Raw genomic sequence first — 15330 nt, forward strand, 5'->3', positions numbered from 1 at the left:
GGCTCGGCTTTGGTTATTCGTTATGCGTAGCGCGCAGCTACAAATATTGTAGAGCAAGCGCTAGGCCAGGAGGCATCTACAAGACCTTGGGCGCCGTCAGCAATCGCGCGCATCAGGCAGCGCCTATGCTCGCCAGCCCGCTGTACACCCACCAGGCCAGGGCCAGCATCATCACGCCGGTGAAGCCATCCATCACGCGCCAGGCCTGGGGCTTGGCAAACAGGGTTTGCAGGCGCCGGCCGGCGCTGGCCAGCATCACAAACCAGGCCAGGCTGGCGCTGGCAGCACCCAGTACAAAGATCCATTTCAGGCTGCCATCCTGGCGCGCACCGATCGAGCCGACCAGCACGACGGTATCCAGGTAGACATGGGGGTTGAACAAGGTGATGACGACCAGCGCCCCCAGCACACGCCACAGGCCACGCCGGGCCGCCGTGGCGGGCGCGCCGTCCGCATCGGCAGTCGGTGCTGCGCCAGCAGGCATCGCGGCACGCCACAGCGCCATCAGGCCATAGGCCAGCAAAAACAGCGCGCCGCCCAAGGTCAGGTAGTAGGCCAAGGTGGGCGAATCCCCCAGCACCTGGGCCATGCCGGCCACGCCGATGCCGATCAGCAGCGCATCGCTGAACACGCACCAGGCGACGCAGGCGCGCACATGCTCACCGCTCACGGCCTGGCGCAGTACATAGAGGTTTTGCGCGCCGATCGATACGATCAGGGAAAGGCAGACGGTGAAACCGGCCAGCCAGGTAGAAGTCATGCTTGTTGTCCACATGGCAGCTATTGTGCGGCGCACCAATAAATAAGTAAAATTAAACAATCTTAGCCAAATGAAGCAAAACTAAATGCTCGACTACCTGGGACTGGCCGCGCTGGCGGCCGTGGTGCGCGAGGGCAGCTTTGAGCGCGCCGCCAAGAAACTCCATGTCACCCCGTCGGCGGTGTCGCAGCGCATCAAGCAGCTGGAAGAGCGTACCGGCCAGGTGCTGGTACAGCGCGGCAACCCCTGCACGGGCACCGAGGCCGGCCAGCGCCTGTGCCTGCATCTGGAACAGGTGGCCCTGCTGGAAAATGCCCTGCGCCGCAGCAACCCCGATCTGCTGCCCGATGCGCCGGTGGCGCCGACGATCAAGCTGGCGGTGAATGCCGATTCGCTCTCGACCTGGTTCATGGATGCAATGGCCGAGTTCACCGCCAGCGGCAATGAGCTGCTGGACCTGCGCGTCGATGACCAGGACCACACCGCCCAGGCGCTGCGCGAAGGGGCGGTGCTGGGCGCCGTGACCGGCACCAGCGGCCAGATCCCCGGCTGCAACAGCTGGCCGCTGGGCACGATGCGCTATGTGGCCGCAGCCAGCCCCGGCTTTATGGCGCGCTACTTTGCAGACGGCGTCAGCACCCAGACCCTGGCCCAGGCGCCCATCATGACCTTTGACCGCAAGGACCGGCTGCAGGACCAGTGGCTGCAAGCCCAGGGCATGGCCCCCAGAGGCAGTGGGCCCCGGCATTTTCTGCCGTCCAACCAGGGCTATGTGCGGGCCTGCGAGATCGGCATGGGCTGGGGCATGCACCCCACGGTGCTGATTGCCGAGCAACTGGCGCGTGGCAGCCTGGTGCCACTGGTGCCTGATACTCCGCTGGACCTGCCGCTGTACTGGGCACTGCCGCGCAGCGCACAAGCCAGCCTGGCCCGGCTGACCGACTGCGTCATGCGCGCAGCCAGCCGCGTGCTCACGCCTGCCGCTTGAGCATTTCTGCCATGGCGTTGTCAGCACAGCGCAGGCCTGTGCGCCTATGATGCGAGCAGTTGCAGCGCCAGATAAGCAACCGGGGCGCTGCCGCAGAGGGAGGTATCCATGGTTTTCATTAGAAAGAGCACAGCATGATTGAGGTGCAGGATCTCATCGTCGACTACCCCGGCCACCGCGCGCTGCATGGCGTCAGCCTGCAGATCGAGGCAGGCACGGTGACCGCCCTGGTGGGCCCCAATGGCGCCGGCAAATCCACCTTGCTGCGCTGCATTACCGGGCTGGAGGCGCCGTTGAGCGGCAGCACTCGGGTTGCGGGCATCGATGTGCAGCAAGAACCCCGCCGCGCCCACCAGTACATGGGCTATCTGTCGGATTTCTTCGGCCTCTACGAAACCCTGAGCGTGGCCCAGTGCCTGCAGTACGCGGCAGAGAGCCAAGGCCTGAGCCGCAAGGAAGCCACTGCGCGCGTGCATACCGTGGCCGAGCAGCTCGCGCTCAGCAGCAAGCTGGGCAATGCCACGCGCAGCCTCTCGCGCGGCCAGCGCCAGCGGGTCGCCATTGGCCAGGCCATCATCCACCAGCCCCAGGTGCTGCTGCTCGATGAGCCGGCCAGCGGGCTGGACCCGGAAGCCCGCAGCAGCCTCTCGACCCTGTTCCGCCAGCTGCAGGCCCAGGGCATGACCCTGGTCGTCTCCAGCCACATCCTGAGCGAGCTGGACGAGTACTGCAGCCATATCCTGTCGATCCGCGAGGGCCGCATCACCAGCCACGGGCCCTTGAATGCCGTGGCAGGCGCGGGCGGCAGCAGCGCCCTGCCTTCCGAGCTGGTGATGCAGCTGGAGCTGGCGACACCACTGGCCCAGCCCGAGCTGGCCCTGGCCGGCTACCGCCTGGTGGACATGCGCGCTGGCCGCGAGGGCAGCGCCAGCCACATTCTGTGGATTGGCATGCCTGCGCAAGACACTGCTGCCCGCGTGCAGCTGCTGCAACAGCTGGTGGCCCATGGCGCGCAAGTGCTGGGCTACCAGGAGGCGCGCACCAGCCTGCAGGAGCGCTACCAGCAAAGCCTGGAAGCACCTGCTGATCCACAAGCGCTGTTTGCCAAGGAGTGGCCATGAATCCGGAATTTCGCCGCCAGCTCAGCCTGGAGCTGAGCCCTGCGCGTTTGGTGCTGATGCCCGCCATCTTGCTGATGCTGGCCATCTGCGTGTTTGTCATCGAGGGCAAGCAACCCCTGCTGTACCTGCACAAGGGCGCCCTCACCCTGGTGGGCCTGCTGGCCGCCTGCGTGGGCACTTTCACAGCGCTGTCCAGCATCAACGATGAGCTCAACGAGCGCACCTGGGACCAGCAGCGCATGAGCGCGATGTGCCCCTGGCGCATGGCCTGGGGCAAGCTGCTGGGCGGCCCCAGCTACGCCTGGTACGGCGCCCTGCTGTGCAGCGCTGCCGCCCTGCTCTGCGGCTTCTGGCTGGGCGAGCTGGCCGACACCATCCTGGTGCTGGTGCTCAGCATCGTGGGCGCCTGCGCGCTGCACTGCGCGATGATGGCCAGCCGCCTCTACAGCATGGACCCCAACAAACCCGCCACCAGCCGCAATGTCTGGGTGCTGGTGGTGCTGGTGTTTCTGTTGCTGCAACTGGCCAGCAGCCTGGTGGTGGGGCTGGGCAGCCTGCTGGGCGGTGACGGTGGCGGCGCCTGGTGGGGTCTGCAACTGGGCTCGGGCGCACTGCTGCTGATTTTTGCCGCCGCCAGCCTTCTGCTTGGTCTGCTGGCGCTGTGGCGGGCCATGTCGATGCAGCTGTCGGTGCCGACCACGCCCTGGGCCTGGGCGCTGGGCAATGCGGCCACCGGCCTGCTGCTGGTGGGCCTGGTGCCCACGGGCACCGGCCGGGCGTTGACCGGCATGCTGCTGCTGGCACTGGCAACCTACTACGCGGCGGCGCTGGAGAGCCAGGTGCCGCAGCGCTGGCGCGCCCTGCTCTACAGCGCGCAACACGGCCAATGGCGGCGCTTTTGGCAGAACATGCCGCTGTGGCCCATCAGCTGGTGCATGGCCTTTGCGGTGCTGCTGCCGGCCTATTTGCTGTGGAATGCCGATCCGCTGTCCAACCGCGGCCAACTGGGCCCGCTGGCCTTCATGGTGCTGCTGCATGTGCTGCGCGACTGCGGCATCTACCTGGTGTTCTCACTGCGCAAAAGCAGCCGCTCGCCGCTGGGCATGACCTTGCTGGTGGTGTTTGTGCTCAGCGCCCTGTTGCCGGCCATGTTCTGGTCGCTGGGCCTGGCGCCGCTGTTCGAGCCGCTGTTTGGCGCCTTTGACCCGCGCCTGTCGTCCAACTTTGCGCATGCACCGGCCCTGGGCTGGCTGGCCTGGGTCGGCATGCTGCTGCAGCTGGCGGTGCTCGCCGTGGTACTGGTCTGGCGCTTCAAGGCCATCACCCCACGCACGGGCAGCAACGACCTGTTTGCACTCTAGCCAAACACCCAGGCGCCGATCCAGGGCGCAGCCAGCACATTGAGAGCGCCGGCAATCATCATCACCAGCGAGGCGGCCACACCTTGCTGGGGACCGGCCATCTGCGCCTTGGCAACGCCCGAACCGTGGGCCGATCCGCCCAGCATGGCCCCCGCTGCCACCCGGCTGCGCAGCCGGGGCAAGAGACGCAGTACCAGGCCACCAATCAGCATGCCGGTCACCCCGGTGAGCAGCACAAACAAGGCAGCCAGGTCCAGCGGGCCACCGATGGCACGCTCGGCCTCCACCGCAAAGGGCGTGGTCACCGAGCGCATCGCTAGCCCTTTTTGCAGCAAGGGCGACAGGCCCAGCCAGCGCGCCAGCCACACCGACGTCAGGATGGACACCGTGCTGGCCACCAGCACGCCGGCCAAAATCGACATCCAGTGCTTGCGCACCATCTGGCGGTAGTCATACAGCGGCAGCGCAAAGGCGACGGTCGTCGGCCCCAGCAGCCACACCAGCCAGTGGGTATGGGTGCGGTAGTCCTCGTAGCCAATGCCCAGCAACAGCAGTGCGGCCACCAGCACCAGAGGCGTGCCGATGATGGGCATCAGCAGCGTGTGCGGATAGCGCCGGTACAGCCGCTTGTTGAGGTAGTAGCACAGCAGGGTCAGCAGCAGTGACAGCAGCGCGGCGCTGCCATGGCTCAGCGGCCACAGCGGTAACCACGCGGTCGAGAGGACAGGCGCGGCAGTCATCGCGCCCCTCCCGCAGCGGCCTTGGCGCTACGCTGCTGGCTGCGCTTGCGCTGGGCCAGGCGCAGCTCCAGCCGGTAGACCGCATCGACCACCAACGCGGTGGCCACCATCACACAGGCAGTGCTCAGCACAATCACCAGCACAATGCGCAGCCCCTGGCTGCGTACCAGGTCGCCATAGTTGACGACCACCAGCATCGCCGGGATGAAGAACAGCAGCATGTCCGACAGCAGCCAGCGCGTGCCCTGTGCCAGCCAGCGGCCGGGCACGGCGCGGCTAAACAGTCCCAGCGCCAGTGCAGCAAAGCCAATCAGGCCCGCCGGCGTACGCCAGCCCATATGGCTGCGCAGTGCCTCGGCCGCCAGCCAGATGGCGCAGAGCAGCGCCACCTGCCACAGCGTGCCTGCCGCCTGGCGGACCTGCCGGGGCAGCCCCATGCCTGCGGATCTGCCCTCGCCCGCCACCCTGTTATCGCTTGTCATGCCGTCCTCAGTCTGGCCCTTGGGCCAGTGGCAGTGGCGGCGGTGCGGCCCCTTGCCTCACCATGCTGCACTGCACAAAACGTATTGTAAAAATGGCATGACCATTCGTAAAATGACTTATTTTTATAAATTCCATTCCATATAGGAATTCACCATGGACCTGCGAGCGCTGCGCTACTTTGTCGAGGTGGTCAACCGCAATAGCTTCACCCGCGCGGCGGAGGCGCTGTATGTCACCCAGCCCACCATCAGCAAGATGGTGAAGGCTCTGGAAGACGAGCTGGGCGGCCCGCTGCTGCTGCGCGAAGGCCGCAAGCTGCAGCTGACCGATGCCGGGCGCGTGGTATTTGAGCGCGGCCAGACGCTGCTGCAAGAGGCCAGCCGCCTGCGCCAGGAAGTGGCCGAGGTGGATGGCATCGCGCGCGGCACGCTCAGCGTGGGCGTGTCCCCCACCACGGGCCACTACATGGCGCCCATCTTTGCGCAGTACCGCAAACTCTATCCTGGCGTGCAGCTGCAGCTGCATGAGCGCGGCGCCCGGGCGCTGGAACAAGCGGTGGCAGAGGGCGAGATTGATGTGGCCATGGGCCTGTTGCGTGCGGGCAGCCCCTTGGCCAGCCTGCGCATACACACCCACCATACCGTGGCCGTTTTTGCCCATGCGCGCGCGCCCCAGGGGCAAAGCCAGGTGCGCTGGCAGGAGCTGGCTGCCCTGCCCTTTGTGATGTACGAGAGCGACTTTGCGCTGTACGAAGGCGTGCAGAGCTGCTGCGCGCAGGCGGGCTTTGAGCCGCAGATCGCGCTGCAAAGCCGTTACTGGGATTTGATTGGCGACCTGGTCGCCGCCGATGCCGGCATTGCCATCATGTTCGACCATGTGGCCAGCCGCTTTGACCCGGTCCAGGTGCGCTGCCTGCCCGTGGTCGATCCCACCCTGAGCCATGATTTTGGCCTCACCTGGCGGCCTCAGAACCTGTCCAAGGCCGCCAGCGCCTGGCTGGCGCTATGCCAGGCGCGCTATCCGCAGGCCCGGGCATAAACCCAAGGCCTCAGACCTGGGGCATAAAGCCGTCTTGCCGGCCTGGGTCAGCTGCGCTGATGCGCGCTGCAGGTGCGGGGCTGCTGGCAGCGGCCACCGGTGCCGCCTCAGGCACCTTGGCCGGTTGGCGCAGCGGGTGGAAGTTCAGCAGCTGGGTGGCCATCATGGTCTCGACCATGAAACAGCACAGCGCCGAGACAAAGCTGACCACGCCCATGCCAAAGCTGAACATGGCGGCCAGCGACCAGCTGGTGGCGTCGATCTCGGTCTTGGTGGTCTGGCCGACGAAGAGCAGGATGATGGTCAGCGCAATCAAGGCGCCACACAGCGTCAGCAGGCCGATGCAGAGGTTGGCCAGGCGCCCGCGCCGGCGCAGAAAGTTCAGCTCCAGCAGGGAGCGCTGCACATAGTCCTCGTCCTTGGAGGCCATCATGCGGTCTTCCAGCACGCGGCCCCGGTCGATGATGCGCGCCAGCCGGCCGGCGACGGCGCCGATCATGCCCGCCACACCGGTGAGAAAGAAAACGGGAGCCACAGCCAGCTGGATGCTGTGGGTGATGTTGCTGACGTCGATGGACATGGTGTTGGTGCAGAGATGGTGGACAAACTGCGCTGCAGCACACGCTAGGGACCCTCTGCAAAACTCCCTGCCGTGGTCTGAACGCGGTCTCGGGCGATCCGCTGCGTTGTCTTCCTTGTCAATAGCTACGGCTATTGACTGCAAAAGACGCCTTGCGTCTCATCCCGATCCGCGTCCATCCCGCTTGGCGAGGATTTTGCAGAGCATCCCTAGTGCAGGCTGCGACGCCTGCGATGAACACTGCAAAATTCAAGCCAACATTCTCGCACCAAATAGGTGCAAACCCTAATACCTTTTTTGCCCTGTTTCTGGGCTGATTTGAAGCAAATTGTGTGCTTCCCAGTGCAGAGACCGGCGTTCAGTAGTGCGGCGGCAGCTCGTCGCGTGCACCTGGCGCAACACCTCCGGTCTCGGGCATGCGCTGCTGCAGGTCCTTGACCAGGTGCAGCAGGCGGTCGATCTGCTGCTGTTGCTTGTAGATCGTCAGGTTGAGCTCTTCGAGCAGGTCATCGGCATAGGCTGCCTTGATCTCCAAGGCTTCAAGGCGCTGCTGCAGGGGTTCGAGGGTGGACATGGCGGCTCCTGGCTAAAAACGGGGCGGGCGAGTAAAAGAATAACGCCGGCATGTGACAGCGCACATGCCGGCGTCCCAGGTGGGTGGGAGTGCTTACAGCGCCTTGGCCAGGCGGGCAATGCCCTCTTCGATACGTGCAATATCAGCGGTGGCAAAGGACAGGCGCAGGGTCGAGGTATCGGGGTTCTGGGCAAAGAATGGCGTGCCGGGCACAAAGGCCACGCCCTGCTCGATGGCGCGCTTGGCCAGCGCATTGCCGTCCGTCTCCTGGCCCCGGGCGCCCGTCAGCTGCACCCAGATGAACATGCCGCCCAGCGGCTGCACAAAGCGCACTGCATCGCCCAGCTGGCTGCGCAGGCCGTCGCCCATCGCCTTGCTGCGCGCCGCGTAGGTCGTGCGCACGCGGTCCAGGGTGGCGGGCATGCGGCCGGCCTTCAGGTACTGGGCGGCGGTGGCCTGGCTGAAGGTGCTGGTATGGGCATCGCTGAACTGCTTGCACATGACGCACTTGCCCAGCAGCTCAGCCGGTGCAATCAGCCAACCCAGGCGCAGACCAGGGCTGAGCACCTTGCTCATGCTGCCGCAGTGGGCCAGGTAGTCGCGGCTGCCGGGCACGCTGTCCGACAGCGCCAGCATGCTGGGCGGTGGCGGTGCATCAAAGTACAGGTCGCCATAGGGGTCGTCCTCAACCACCAAAGTCTGGTGGCGCACGGCCATTTCCAGAATCTGGCGGCGGCGCTCCAGGCTCAGCAGCGCACCGCTGGGGTTGCCAAAAGTGGGGATCAGGTAGACCAGCTTGGGCTGGTGCTCGGCAATCAGTTGCTCCAGCGCTTCGGGGATGACGCCGTTCTCATCGGTAGGAGCGCTGATGACTTCGGCGCCATAGAGGCGGAAGCACTGGATGGTGGCCAGGAAGGTCGGGCCTTCGACGATCACCTTGTCACCGGGCGAGATCATGGTCTTGCCCAGCAGGTCCAGCGCCTGCTGGCTGCCGGTGGTGACGATCAGCTGATCGGGCGTCAGCGACTGCACGCCCTTGGCCGCCATCAGGCCCACGATCTGCTCGCGGAACGGTTGGTAGCCCTCCGTTGCGCCGTACTGCAGCGCAGCGCCCGGCTCCTCTTTCAGCGCCGCATTGGCCGCTGCCTGCACACCGTCCACGTCGAACATGGCTGCATCCGGAAAGCCCCCGGCAAAACTGATGATGCCGGGCTTGCCCAGCAGCTTGAACAGTTCACGGATGGCGGACGTCTCGACATTGTCGAGGCGGGAGGCAAAGCGCAGTGTCATGGAGTGTTCTCTCAAATCAAAAAAGAGCAGCCCGGTCGATCGACGGGCCGCCCTGGCATTTTGCTACTTTTTACCGCCCCCATGCGTCGCTCTGGCATCGCCAGTGGCCCTCCAAATGCCTTTGCCTATCGACTATGCTTGCGCCCTAAAGGATTCTGACAACATGCGCATCGCCGCTTTCTTCATTGTTTTGGTCAAATTGCTGGCCTCGTTGCTCATGCTGCTGGGCGTGGTCTGGGCCTGTGGCGCGCTGTGGTTTCAGCTGGCACAGTCGGTCAAGTCGGGCTCGGCCCGGGGACTGCTGCTGGGGGTCTGGGTCGGGGTGGGCCTGTACTGCATCTACCTGCTGTGGCAGCAGCGCATGCCCAAGGGCCTGCTGATCTATGGGCTGCTGTTTGCCGCCATCCTTGCCTGGTGGGCCAGCATCCAGCCCTCCAACACGCGCAAATGGGCGCCCGATGTGGCCCAGCAGCTGTCGGGCACGGTCCAGGGCGACCTGGTGCAACTGCACAATGTGCGCAATTTTGACTGGCAGACCCCCAGCAAGGCCACGGTGCGCTGGGAAGACCGCAACTACGACCTGCGCCAGCTCGTGTCGGTGGACATGAGCACCTCGTACTGGATGGGCCCGGCCATTGCCCATACCCTGGTGTCCTTCGGCTTTGAGGACGGCAAGGGCCCGCGCCGCTATCTGACCTTCTCGGTGGAGATCCGCAAGGAACAGGGCGAGCAGTTCTCGGCCGTGGGTGGCTTCTTCAAGCAGTTCGAGCAAAGCCTGGTGGCCGCCGATGAGCGCGACATCCTGCGCGTACGCAGCAATATTCGGGGAGAAGAGGTCTACCTGTACAGCGTGGCCATGCCGCGCGCTGCCATGCGCTCGCTGTTCATCGCCTATGTGGACAAGGCCAATGCGCTGGTCGAGACGCCGCAGTTCTACCACACGCTGTTTGCCAACTGCACCACCATCGTGTTCGAGATGGTGCGCCGCATTGTGCCGGGCCTGCCAATGGACTGGCGCCTGCTGGCCAGCGGCTACCTGCCCCAGTATGTGGACAGCCTGGGCGCCCTCGCCCGGCCGCATGACTTTGAGGCCATCCATGAGGCGGCCCACATCAACGCCCGCGCCAAGGCCGTGCGCCCGGGTGAGGATTTCTCGGCCGCCATCCGCCAGGGCGTGCCGCAGGTGCCACTGCAGCCCTGATGCAGGGACCCAGGCTCGGGCCTTGCCAGATAATGGCAGCCGAGCCTGCAAAAAAACACGATGAAAACCGCTGATATCCAACCCTTCTTCGCCACCTTGAAGGCGGCCAATCCCTCGCCCCAGACTGAGCTGGAATACACCTCGGTGTTCGAGCTGCTCGCCGCCGTGCTGCTGTCCGCCCAGGCCACCGATGTGGGGGTCAACAAGGCCACCCGCAAACTCTTCCCGTTCGCCAACACGCCCCAGGCCATCCTGGCGCTGGGGCTGGAAGGCCTGGAGGGCTATATCAAGACCATCGGCCTGTACCGCAGCAAGGCCAAGCACCTGATGGAGACCTGCCGCATTCTGGTGGAACGCCATGATGGCCAAGTGCCCGACACGCGCGAGGCGCTGGAAGCCCTGCCCGGCGTGGGCCGCAAAACCGCCAATGTGGTGCTCAATGTGGCCTTTGGCCAGCCCACCATGGCGGTGGACACCCATATCTTCCGCGTCAGCAACCGCACCGGTCTGGCGCCCGGCAAGAACCCGCTGGAAGTGGAAAAGCAGCTGATGCAGCGCGTGCCCGATGACTATGCCGTCGATTCGCACCACTGGCTGATCCTGCTGGGCCGCTATGTCTGCCAGGCGCGCAAGCCGCGCTGCTGGGAATGCCTGGTCAGCGGCTACTGCGATTTCTCGCCCAAGACGCCGCCACCCCAAGGCGCGCTGCGCTGATCGCAGCGGCAGGCATCAGACGTTGCTCTGGGTGCTGACCCCCGCCGATGCAAAGCTGGCCATGTCGCGCAGCATCGCGCAGGCGGACTCCAGCAGCGGCCAGGCCAGCGCCGCACCCGAGCCTTCGCCCAGGCGCAGTTGCCAGTCGAGCAGCGGCTGGGCCTGCAAGGCCGCCAGCAAGTGGCTATGGCCCGGCTCGCCCGAGCGGTGGGCATAGACGCAGCGCTCCAGCACCCCGGGCTGCAGGCGTGATGCCACCAGCACCGCAGCGCTGGTGATAAAGCCATCGACCACAATCACACGGCGCTCCAGCGCAGCCTGCAGCACCGCGCCCACCATGGTCGCAACTTCCAGCCCGCCCATCGCTGCCAGCACGGCCAGCGGCTCCTGCACATCGGCATGGCGCGCCAGCACCCGGCGCAGCACAGCAGCCTTGCGGGCCACGCCCTCACCACTCAAGCCCGTGCCTGCACCGGTCACCGTCTCCACATCCAGATTGCAGAGCCGTGCCAAGAGCAGCGATGCGCTGGAGGTATTGCCAATGCCCATCTCGCCCAGCAACAAGGCATTGCCAGGCAAGGCCTGCAGCAGCGCGCGGCCATTGGCAATGGCCGCTTCGCACTGCGCCATGCTCATCGCAGGGCCCAGGCTGCTGTCTTGCGTGCCGGGGGCAATCTTGCGCAGCCAGAGGCGGGGAGCGCCTGGGGGCAGCACCTCGGCATGGGGTTCAAAATCACGGGCCACGCCGCAATCGACCACATTCAGCGCCACGCCATGCTGGCGCGAGAGCACGCTTACCGCCGCGCCACCGGCCAGAAAATTACCCACCATCTGCCAGGTCACATCCGCCGGGAAGGCCGACACGCCCTGCGCCACCAGGCCATGGTCCGCCGCAAACACCACCATCTGGGGATCGGCCAAGCGGGGCTGGGTATCGCCCAGGATGCAGGCGATGCGCAAAGCCAGCGCTTCGAGCATGCCCAGCGAGCCCAGCGGCTTGGTCTTGTTGTCCAGCAGTTGCTGCACTTGCTGGCGGAAGGCGGCATCGTCGACGGAGGCGATGTGGGGGATGAGCGGAGAGAACGAGGATTCGGACATGATCAAGCTAGGGAGCAGGGCAAGGCGATACGCCAAGCCGCCAGTATCGCCCTGCCCGCACAGGTTTGCAGCCCCCAGCCCGCAATCCAATGAAAAACGCTCTGCGCAGCAAATGCTGGGCAGAGCGTTGTTGGACTGGATCAGTCAGCTTACTTGGCAGGCACCGTATAGGTGTACTCGCGCAGAATGCCACCGCCTTGCACCGAGCCGCTGTCCTGGCCCTGGGCCACGCGGCCTACGCAGGCACGGCGGTCTTCGTCGGTCTTGAAGACGGCGCAGCGTGCGGTGGCGTTTTCGCGGAAGCTGGAACCTGGATCGGTCAGCTGGCCCTGGCGTGCGGCTTGGCGCGCAGCAGCTGCTTCGCGGGCGCTGGAGCTGCCTTCGGCCACATCGGCATTGGCGCGGGCATCGCCACGCATTTCACCACGCTTGTGGTGGGCACCGTGTGGGCCATGCGGCATGGGCTTCGCATGCTTGGCAGGGGGTGGTGGGGGTGGCGGTGCGGATTGGGCGCTGGCATAGCCGGCGGTGCCCAGGGCGAGGGCCATCGCGGCCATTTGCAAAGTCTGACGGAACATGTTTTTCATAGCGATCATCCTTATCGGTGATGAGAAGCAACACGAACAGCATGCCTGCGCGGCAGGCACGCCCCTATCGGCCCAATCCGCCAGTGCTTGCAATATTTGGCCTACAGGCAAAAGCCTTGGCCATTCAGGGCAAGCGGTCCCCAAACCACTCGCCCACCCCTTGGGCCATGCGCTCAAACACCTGGTCCAGGCTGGGTGCGTCATGGCCAAACAGCGCATGGATCACGGCAGCGTTCTCAAACAGGCCATGCACATAGGTGCCCAGCACCTGCGGCGCCCCGCCCTGCCACAGCAGGCCCGGCAACAGCTCTTGCGCGGGCTGGGCTGCGCTGGCCTGCATATCGGGGCGCAGTTCGGTCTGGCCATGGTGGATTTCATAACCCGTCACCACCAGGCCGCTCAGGCCCTGCCAGGGCGCCTGCACAGCAGGCAGCAGCAGGCGCGTGGGTTGCACATTCTTTTGCTGTGCAAACAAGGTCACCAGCGGCAGCAAGCCCAGGCCGGCGGCATTGCCGTCTACCCCATGCAGATCGACCAGCGCCTCGCCCAGCATCTGCAGGCCGCCGCAAATACCCAGCACCCGCTTGCCGGCCTGCGCATGGCGGGCAACGGCGGCATCCAGCCCCTGCTGGCGCATCCAGGCCAGATCGGCAGCGGTGGCCTTGCTGCCCGGCAGGATCACCCAGTCCGCATCGCTCAACTGCGCGGGCGTGCGGGCCCAGACCACGCGCACGCCGGGCAGTTGCAGCAGCGGCTGGAACTCATCGAGGTTGCTGATACGCGGGTAGGCCACGATGGCGATGCAGGTGTGCACGGCCTGCCCCTGGCCGCCACTGCCCCGGTCGTCGAACACGCCATCTTCCTCGGGCAGGCCGTGCTGGAACTGCATCGGAATGCAGGCCACCGTCGGCACGCCGGTCTTGTCTTGCAGCATCTGCGGCGCGGGCGCCAGCAAGGCCGCGTCGCCCCGGAACTTGTTGAGCACAAAGCCCTTGATCAGGCCTTGCTCCTCGGGCGGCAGCAGCGCCCAGGTGCCGTAGAGGTGGGCAAAGGCCCCGCCCCGGTCGATATCGGACACCAGCAGGCAGTGCGCATCGCAGTGCCGCGCCACGCGCATATTGACCACATCGCTGCTGTGCAGGTTGATCTCGGCGGGCGAACCCGCACCCTCGATCACCACCACATCGTTCTCGGCGCGCAGCGCATCGAGCGCCTGCGCAATCTGCGGCCACACCTTGAGGCTGCGACCGCGCCAGGGCATTTTGGACAGCGCCTCGTCCACCTGGCCAAACAGCACGACTTGGCTGCGGGTATCGGCCTCGGGCTTGAGCAGCAACGGGTTCATGCGCACATCGGGTACGGCGCCTGCGGCCAGCGCCTGCAGGTACTGGGCCGTGCCGATCTCGCCCCACTGGCCATCGGGCGTGGCCACCACGCGGGCGTTGTTGCTCATGTTCTGCGCCTTGAAGGGCGCCACCTTGTAGCCCTGGGCCCGGTACCAGGCGCACAGCGCCGTGGCCACCCAGCTCTTGCCGGCGCCACTGCTGGTGCCCAGCACCATGATGCAGCGCGCGCTCATCGAGCTGCGCTGCCCAGCGGCAGCACCATGCGCGCCATGATGCGCTCCAGCGCCGAGCCCGCATCGCTGCACAGGCCCGTGTGTACCGGCGAGGTCTGGATCATGCTGCTGCGCTTGGCGGTAAGCCAGTGGAAGCGCGCACGGTACGGCAGCTGGCCGATGGGCCCAGCCTCGGGCACGCCAGCGCAAATGGCCACGATGCTGCCCAGGTGGCGGTAGACCGCTTGCAGATCGACGTCCGGATCCAGTGCCAGCAGGCGCGCATCATCCAGCGCGATCGCGGCCTGCAGATAGCCGCTGCGCTGGCAGGACAGGATCACGCCAGCGTTGATGAACTCTTCCCGCTCGACCCGGGGCACCACGCGCACGATAGCGTAGTCATACACATCATGCGCGTGCATCGATGGCTCCTTGCAACCAGCGGCCACGCGCTTGCAGGCGGGCCAGAAAATACTTCACATAGGCGGCGCGGTGCGCCTGCGGATCGGCCAGCAGCGGGCTGTTGCGGTCTTCCGCCGCCTTGGCCAGAAAGCAATCGGGCACCGTGGCCAGAATGGCGCTCAGCACCGGCTCGTTCAGCTGCGCGGCCAGCGCCTCGTCCACCTCGGCCAGCTGGCTGGCCTGGGCCAGCAGCACATGGTCGGCAATCGGCGCAAAGGGCTTGCCCGGGTCGGCCACCGTGCCATCCCAGGCATGGTGGAAGGTCAGGGTCGCGCCATGGTCAATCAGCCAGGGCTTGCGCTGCCACATCAGCATATTGGTGTTGCGGGCCGTGCGGTCCACATTGCTGACCAGCGCATCGAACCAGACCAGGCGCGAGGCGAAATCGTCGCTGACCGCATCGACGGCCGGATCAAAATTGACCGAGCCAGGCAGGTAGTCCAGACCGACATTGAGGCCATCGCTGGCCCGGATCAGGTCCTGGATCTCGGGATCGGGCTCGGTCTGCGCCAGCTTGGCATGCAGCATGGCCAGCACCAGCTCGGGCAAGGGCAGGTCCAGCGCGCGGGCAATGCCGCCGCAGATGAGCTCGCCCATCAGCGCGCGCACGCCCTGGCCAGCCCCCCGGAACTTGAGCACATACATGCCCAGATCGTCCGCCTCGACGACGGCCGGCATCGAGCCGCCCTCGCGCAGCGGCGTCACATAGCGCTCCACCAAGACGGTGCGCAGTTGCAAAGTTTGTAAATCCATGCCAAATGGTAGCGGTTGCCGC

Annotated in this window: 17 protein-coding genes; 6 read left to right on the forward strand and 11 right to left on the reverse strand. The window is 65.8% G+C overall.

Annotated elements, in window-relative coordinates; translation table 11 throughout:
• Nucleotides 1-112 precede the first annotated feature (112 nt).
• A complete protein-coding gene (locus EDF71_RS00715; protein ID WP_133854719.1) occupies nucleotides 113-775 on the reverse strand; it encodes a LysE family transporter in 663 nt (220 codons plus the stop codon).
• A gap of 70 nt (nucleotides 776-845) precedes the next feature.
• Here EDF71_RS00715 and EDF71_RS00720 point away from each other — a divergent pair, with 70 nt between their 5' ends.
• The 3 genes from EDF71_RS00720 to EDF71_RS00730 all read left to right on the forward strand — a co-directional run bounded on the left by EDF71_RS00720 (nucleotide 846) and on the right by EDF71_RS00730 (nucleotide 4230).
• Nucleotides 846-1748, forward strand: coding sequence for an HTH-type transcriptional regulator ArgP (locus tag EDF71_RS00720; RefSeq protein WP_133854720.1), 903 nt, complete (start codon nucleotides 846-848; stop codon nucleotides 1746-1748).
• A gap of 134 nt (nucleotides 1749-1882) precedes the next feature.
• A complete protein-coding gene (locus EDF71_RS00725) occupies nucleotides 1883-2869 on the forward strand; it encodes an ABC transporter ATP-binding protein (protein WP_133854721.1) in 987 nt (328 codons plus the stop codon).
• The gene (locus EDF71_RS00730) at nucleotides 2866-4230 is read left to right on the forward strand and encodes a hypothetical protein (protein ID WP_133854722.1); all 1365 of its coding nucleotides are present in this window, start codon (nucleotides 2866-2868) and stop codon (nucleotides 4228-4230) included. The genes EDF71_RS00725 and EDF71_RS00730 overlap by 4 nt, the downstream gene beginning before the upstream one ends.
• Here the strand turns inward: EDF71_RS00730 and EDF71_RS00735 are convergent.
• Together EDF71_RS00735 and EDF71_RS00740 are read right to left on the reverse strand one after the other, a co-directional pair.
• Nucleotides 4227-4970: an LrgB family protein gene (locus tag EDF71_RS00735; protein ID WP_133854723.1), complete on the reverse strand. Its 744-nt coding sequence runs from the start codon at nucleotides 4968-4970 to the stop codon at nucleotides 4227-4229. The two genes, EDF71_RS00730 and EDF71_RS00735, sit on opposite strands and share 4 nt — an antisense overlap.
• Nucleotides 4967-5452 carry a CidA/LrgA family protein gene (locus EDF71_RS00740; RefSeq protein ID WP_133854724.1) on the reverse strand — a complete coding sequence of 162 codons (486 nt, stop codon included), beginning with the start codon at nucleotides 5450-5452 and terminating at the stop codon, nucleotides 4967-4969. Before EDF71_RS00740 ends, EDF71_RS00735 begins: the two co-directional genes overlap by 4 nt.
• Before the next feature lie 154 nt (nucleotides 5453-5606).
• On the opposite strand from EDF71_RS00740, the gene EDF71_RS00745 reads away from it, so the two are divergent.
• Nucleotides 5607-6491 carry a LysR substrate-binding domain-containing protein gene (locus EDF71_RS00745; RefSeq protein WP_133854725.1) on the forward strand — a complete coding sequence of 295 codons (885 nt, stop codon included), beginning with the start codon at nucleotides 5607-5609 and terminating at the stop codon, nucleotides 6489-6491.
• Nucleotides 6492-6501: 10 nt separating this feature from the next.
• Here the strand turns inward: EDF71_RS00745 and EDF71_RS00750 are convergent, their stop codons facing one another.
• The 3 genes from EDF71_RS00750 to EDF71_RS00760 all read right to left on the reverse strand — a co-directional run bounded on the left by EDF71_RS00750 (nucleotide 6502) and on the right by EDF71_RS00760 (nucleotide 8929).
• Nucleotides 6502-7071 (reverse strand): DUF2721 domain-containing protein, encoded by a 570-nt coding sequence (locus EDF71_RS00750; RefSeq protein ID WP_133854726.1) that lies wholly within the window; start codon nucleotides 7069-7071, stop codon nucleotides 6502-6504.
• A gap of 358 nt (nucleotides 7072-7429) precedes the next feature.
• The gene (locus EDF71_RS00755) at nucleotides 7430-7645 is read right to left on the reverse strand and encodes a SlyX family protein (protein WP_133854727.1); all 216 of its coding nucleotides are present in this window, start codon (nucleotides 7643-7645) and stop codon (nucleotides 7430-7432) included.
• A gap of 93 nt (nucleotides 7646-7738) precedes the next feature.
• Nucleotides 7739-8929 carry a PLP-dependent aminotransferase family protein gene (locus EDF71_RS00760; RefSeq protein WP_208300984.1) on the reverse strand — a complete coding sequence of 397 codons (1191 nt, stop codon included), beginning with the start codon at nucleotides 8927-8929 and terminating at the stop codon, nucleotides 7739-7741.
• 169 nt (nucleotides 8930-9098) lie between these two features.
• Between EDF71_RS00760 and EDF71_RS00765 the strand changes: the two genes are divergently transcribed.
• Both EDF71_RS00765 and nth read left to right on the forward strand, forming a co-directional pair.
• Nucleotides 9099-10136: a DUF4105 domain-containing protein gene (locus EDF71_RS00765; protein WP_133854729.1), complete on the forward strand. Its 1038-nt coding sequence runs from the start codon at nucleotides 9099-9101 to the stop codon at nucleotides 10134-10136.
• Between the two features lie 60 nt (nucleotides 10137-10196).
• Nucleotides 10197-10850, forward strand: coding sequence for an endonuclease III (gene nth / locus EDF71_RS00770; protein ID WP_133854730.1), 654 nt, complete (start codon nucleotides 10197-10199; stop codon nucleotides 10848-10850).
• A gap of 15 nt (nucleotides 10851-10865) precedes the next feature.
• Here the strand turns inward: nth and cobT are convergent, their stop codons facing one another.
• The 5 genes from cobT to EDF71_RS00795 all read right to left on the reverse strand — a co-directional run bounded on the left by cobT (nucleotide 10866) and on the right by EDF71_RS00795 (nucleotide 15287).
• The gene (cobT, locus tag EDF71_RS00775) at nucleotides 10866-11948 is read right to left on the reverse strand and encodes a nicotinate-nucleotide--dimethylbenzimidazole phosphoribosyltransferase (RefSeq protein WP_133854731.1); all 1083 of its coding nucleotides are present in this window, start codon (nucleotides 11946-11948) and stop codon (nucleotides 10866-10868) included.
• A gap of 149 nt (nucleotides 11949-12097) precedes the next feature.
• On the reverse strand, nucleotides 12098-12535 hold the full coding sequence (locus EDF71_RS00780; RefSeq protein ID WP_133854732.1) for a hypothetical protein: 438 nt from the start codon (nucleotides 12533-12535) through the stop codon (nucleotides 12098-12100).
• A gap of 124 nt (nucleotides 12536-12659) precedes the next feature.
• Entirely contained in the window at nucleotides 12660-14114 is a 1455-nt protein-coding gene (locus EDF71_RS00785) for a cobyric acid synthase (RefSeq protein ID WP_133854733.1), read from the reverse strand.
• Nucleotides 14111-14515 (reverse strand): DUF3037 domain-containing protein, encoded by a 405-nt coding sequence (locus tag EDF71_RS00790; protein ID WP_133854734.1) that lies wholly within the window; start codon nucleotides 14513-14515, stop codon nucleotides 14111-14113. Before EDF71_RS00790 ends, EDF71_RS00785 begins: the two co-directional genes overlap by 4 nt.
• Nucleotides 14502-15287: a HipA family kinase gene (locus EDF71_RS00795; RefSeq protein WP_133854998.1), complete on the reverse strand. Its 786-nt coding sequence runs from the start codon at nucleotides 15285-15287 to the stop codon at nucleotides 14502-14504. The genes EDF71_RS00790 and EDF71_RS00795 overlap by 14 nt, the downstream gene beginning before the upstream one ends.
• Nucleotides 15288-15330 lie beyond the last annotated feature (43 nt).

The sequence above is a fragment of the Comamonas sp. JUb58 genome, assembly GCF_004364775.1.
Taxonomy (GTDB): Bacteria; Pseudomonadota; Gammaproteobacteria; order Burkholderiales; family Burkholderiaceae_C; genus Comamonas.

What these genes read in the sequence shown, in the direction of transcription:
- EDF71_RS00715 (WP_133854719.1), bottom strand. Translation starts at nt 775, where the DNA reads ATGTGGACAACAAGCATGACTTCTACCTGGCTGGCCGGTTTCACCGTC.
- EDF71_RS00720 (WP_133854720.1), top strand. Translation starts at nt 846, where the DNA reads ATGCTCGACTACCTGGGACTGGCCGCGCTGGCGGCCGTGGTGCGCGAG.
- EDF71_RS00725 (WP_133854721.1), top strand. Translation starts at nt 1,883, where the DNA reads ATGATTGAGGTGCAGGATCTCATCGTCGACTACCCCGGCCACCGCGCG.
- EDF71_RS00730 (WP_133854722.1), top strand. Translation starts at nt 2,866, where the DNA reads ATGAATCCGGAATTTCGCCGCCAGCTCAGCCTGGAGCTGAGCCCTGCG.
- EDF71_RS00735 (WP_133854723.1), bottom strand. Translation starts at nt 4,970, where the DNA reads ATGACTGCCGCGCCTGTCCTCTCGACCGCGTGGTTACCGCTGTGGCCG.
- EDF71_RS00740 (WP_133854724.1), bottom strand. Translation starts at nt 5,452, where the DNA reads ATGACAAGCGATAACAGGGTGGCGGGCGAGGGCAGATCCGCAGGCATG.
- EDF71_RS00745 (WP_133854725.1), top strand. Translation starts at nt 5,607, where the DNA reads ATGGACCTGCGAGCGCTGCGCTACTTTGTCGAGGTGGTCAACCGCAAT.
- EDF71_RS00750 (WP_133854726.1), bottom strand. Translation starts at nt 7,071, where the DNA reads ATGTCCATCGACGTCAGCAACATCACCCACAGCATCCAGCTGGCTGTG.
- EDF71_RS00755 (WP_133854727.1), bottom strand. Translation starts at nt 7,645, where the DNA reads ATGTCCACCCTCGAACCCCTGCAGCAGCGCCTTGAAGCCTTGGAGATC.
- EDF71_RS00765 (WP_133854729.1), top strand. Translation starts at nt 9,099, where the DNA reads ATGCGCATCGCCGCTTTCTTCATTGTTTTGGTCAAATTGCTGGCCTCG.
- nth (WP_133854730.1), top strand. Translation starts at nt 10,197, where the DNA reads ATGAAAACCGCTGATATCCAACCCTTCTTCGCCACCTTGAAGGCGGCC.
- cobT (WP_133854731.1), bottom strand. Translation starts at nt 11,948, where the DNA reads ATGTCCGAATCCTCGTTCTCTCCGCTCATCCCCCACATCGCCTCCGTC.
- EDF71_RS00780 (WP_133854732.1), bottom strand. Translation starts at nt 12,535, where the DNA reads ATGAAAAACATGTTCCGTCAGACTTTGCAAATGGCCGCGATGGCCCTC.
- EDF71_RS00785 (WP_133854733.1), bottom strand. Translation starts at nt 14,114, where the DNA reads ATGAGCGCGCGCTGCATCATGGTGCTGGGCACCAGCAGTGGCGCCGGC.
- EDF71_RS00790 (WP_133854734.1), bottom strand. Translation starts at nt 14,515, where the DNA reads ATGCACGCGCATGATGTGTATGACTACGCTATCGTGCGCGTGGTGCCC.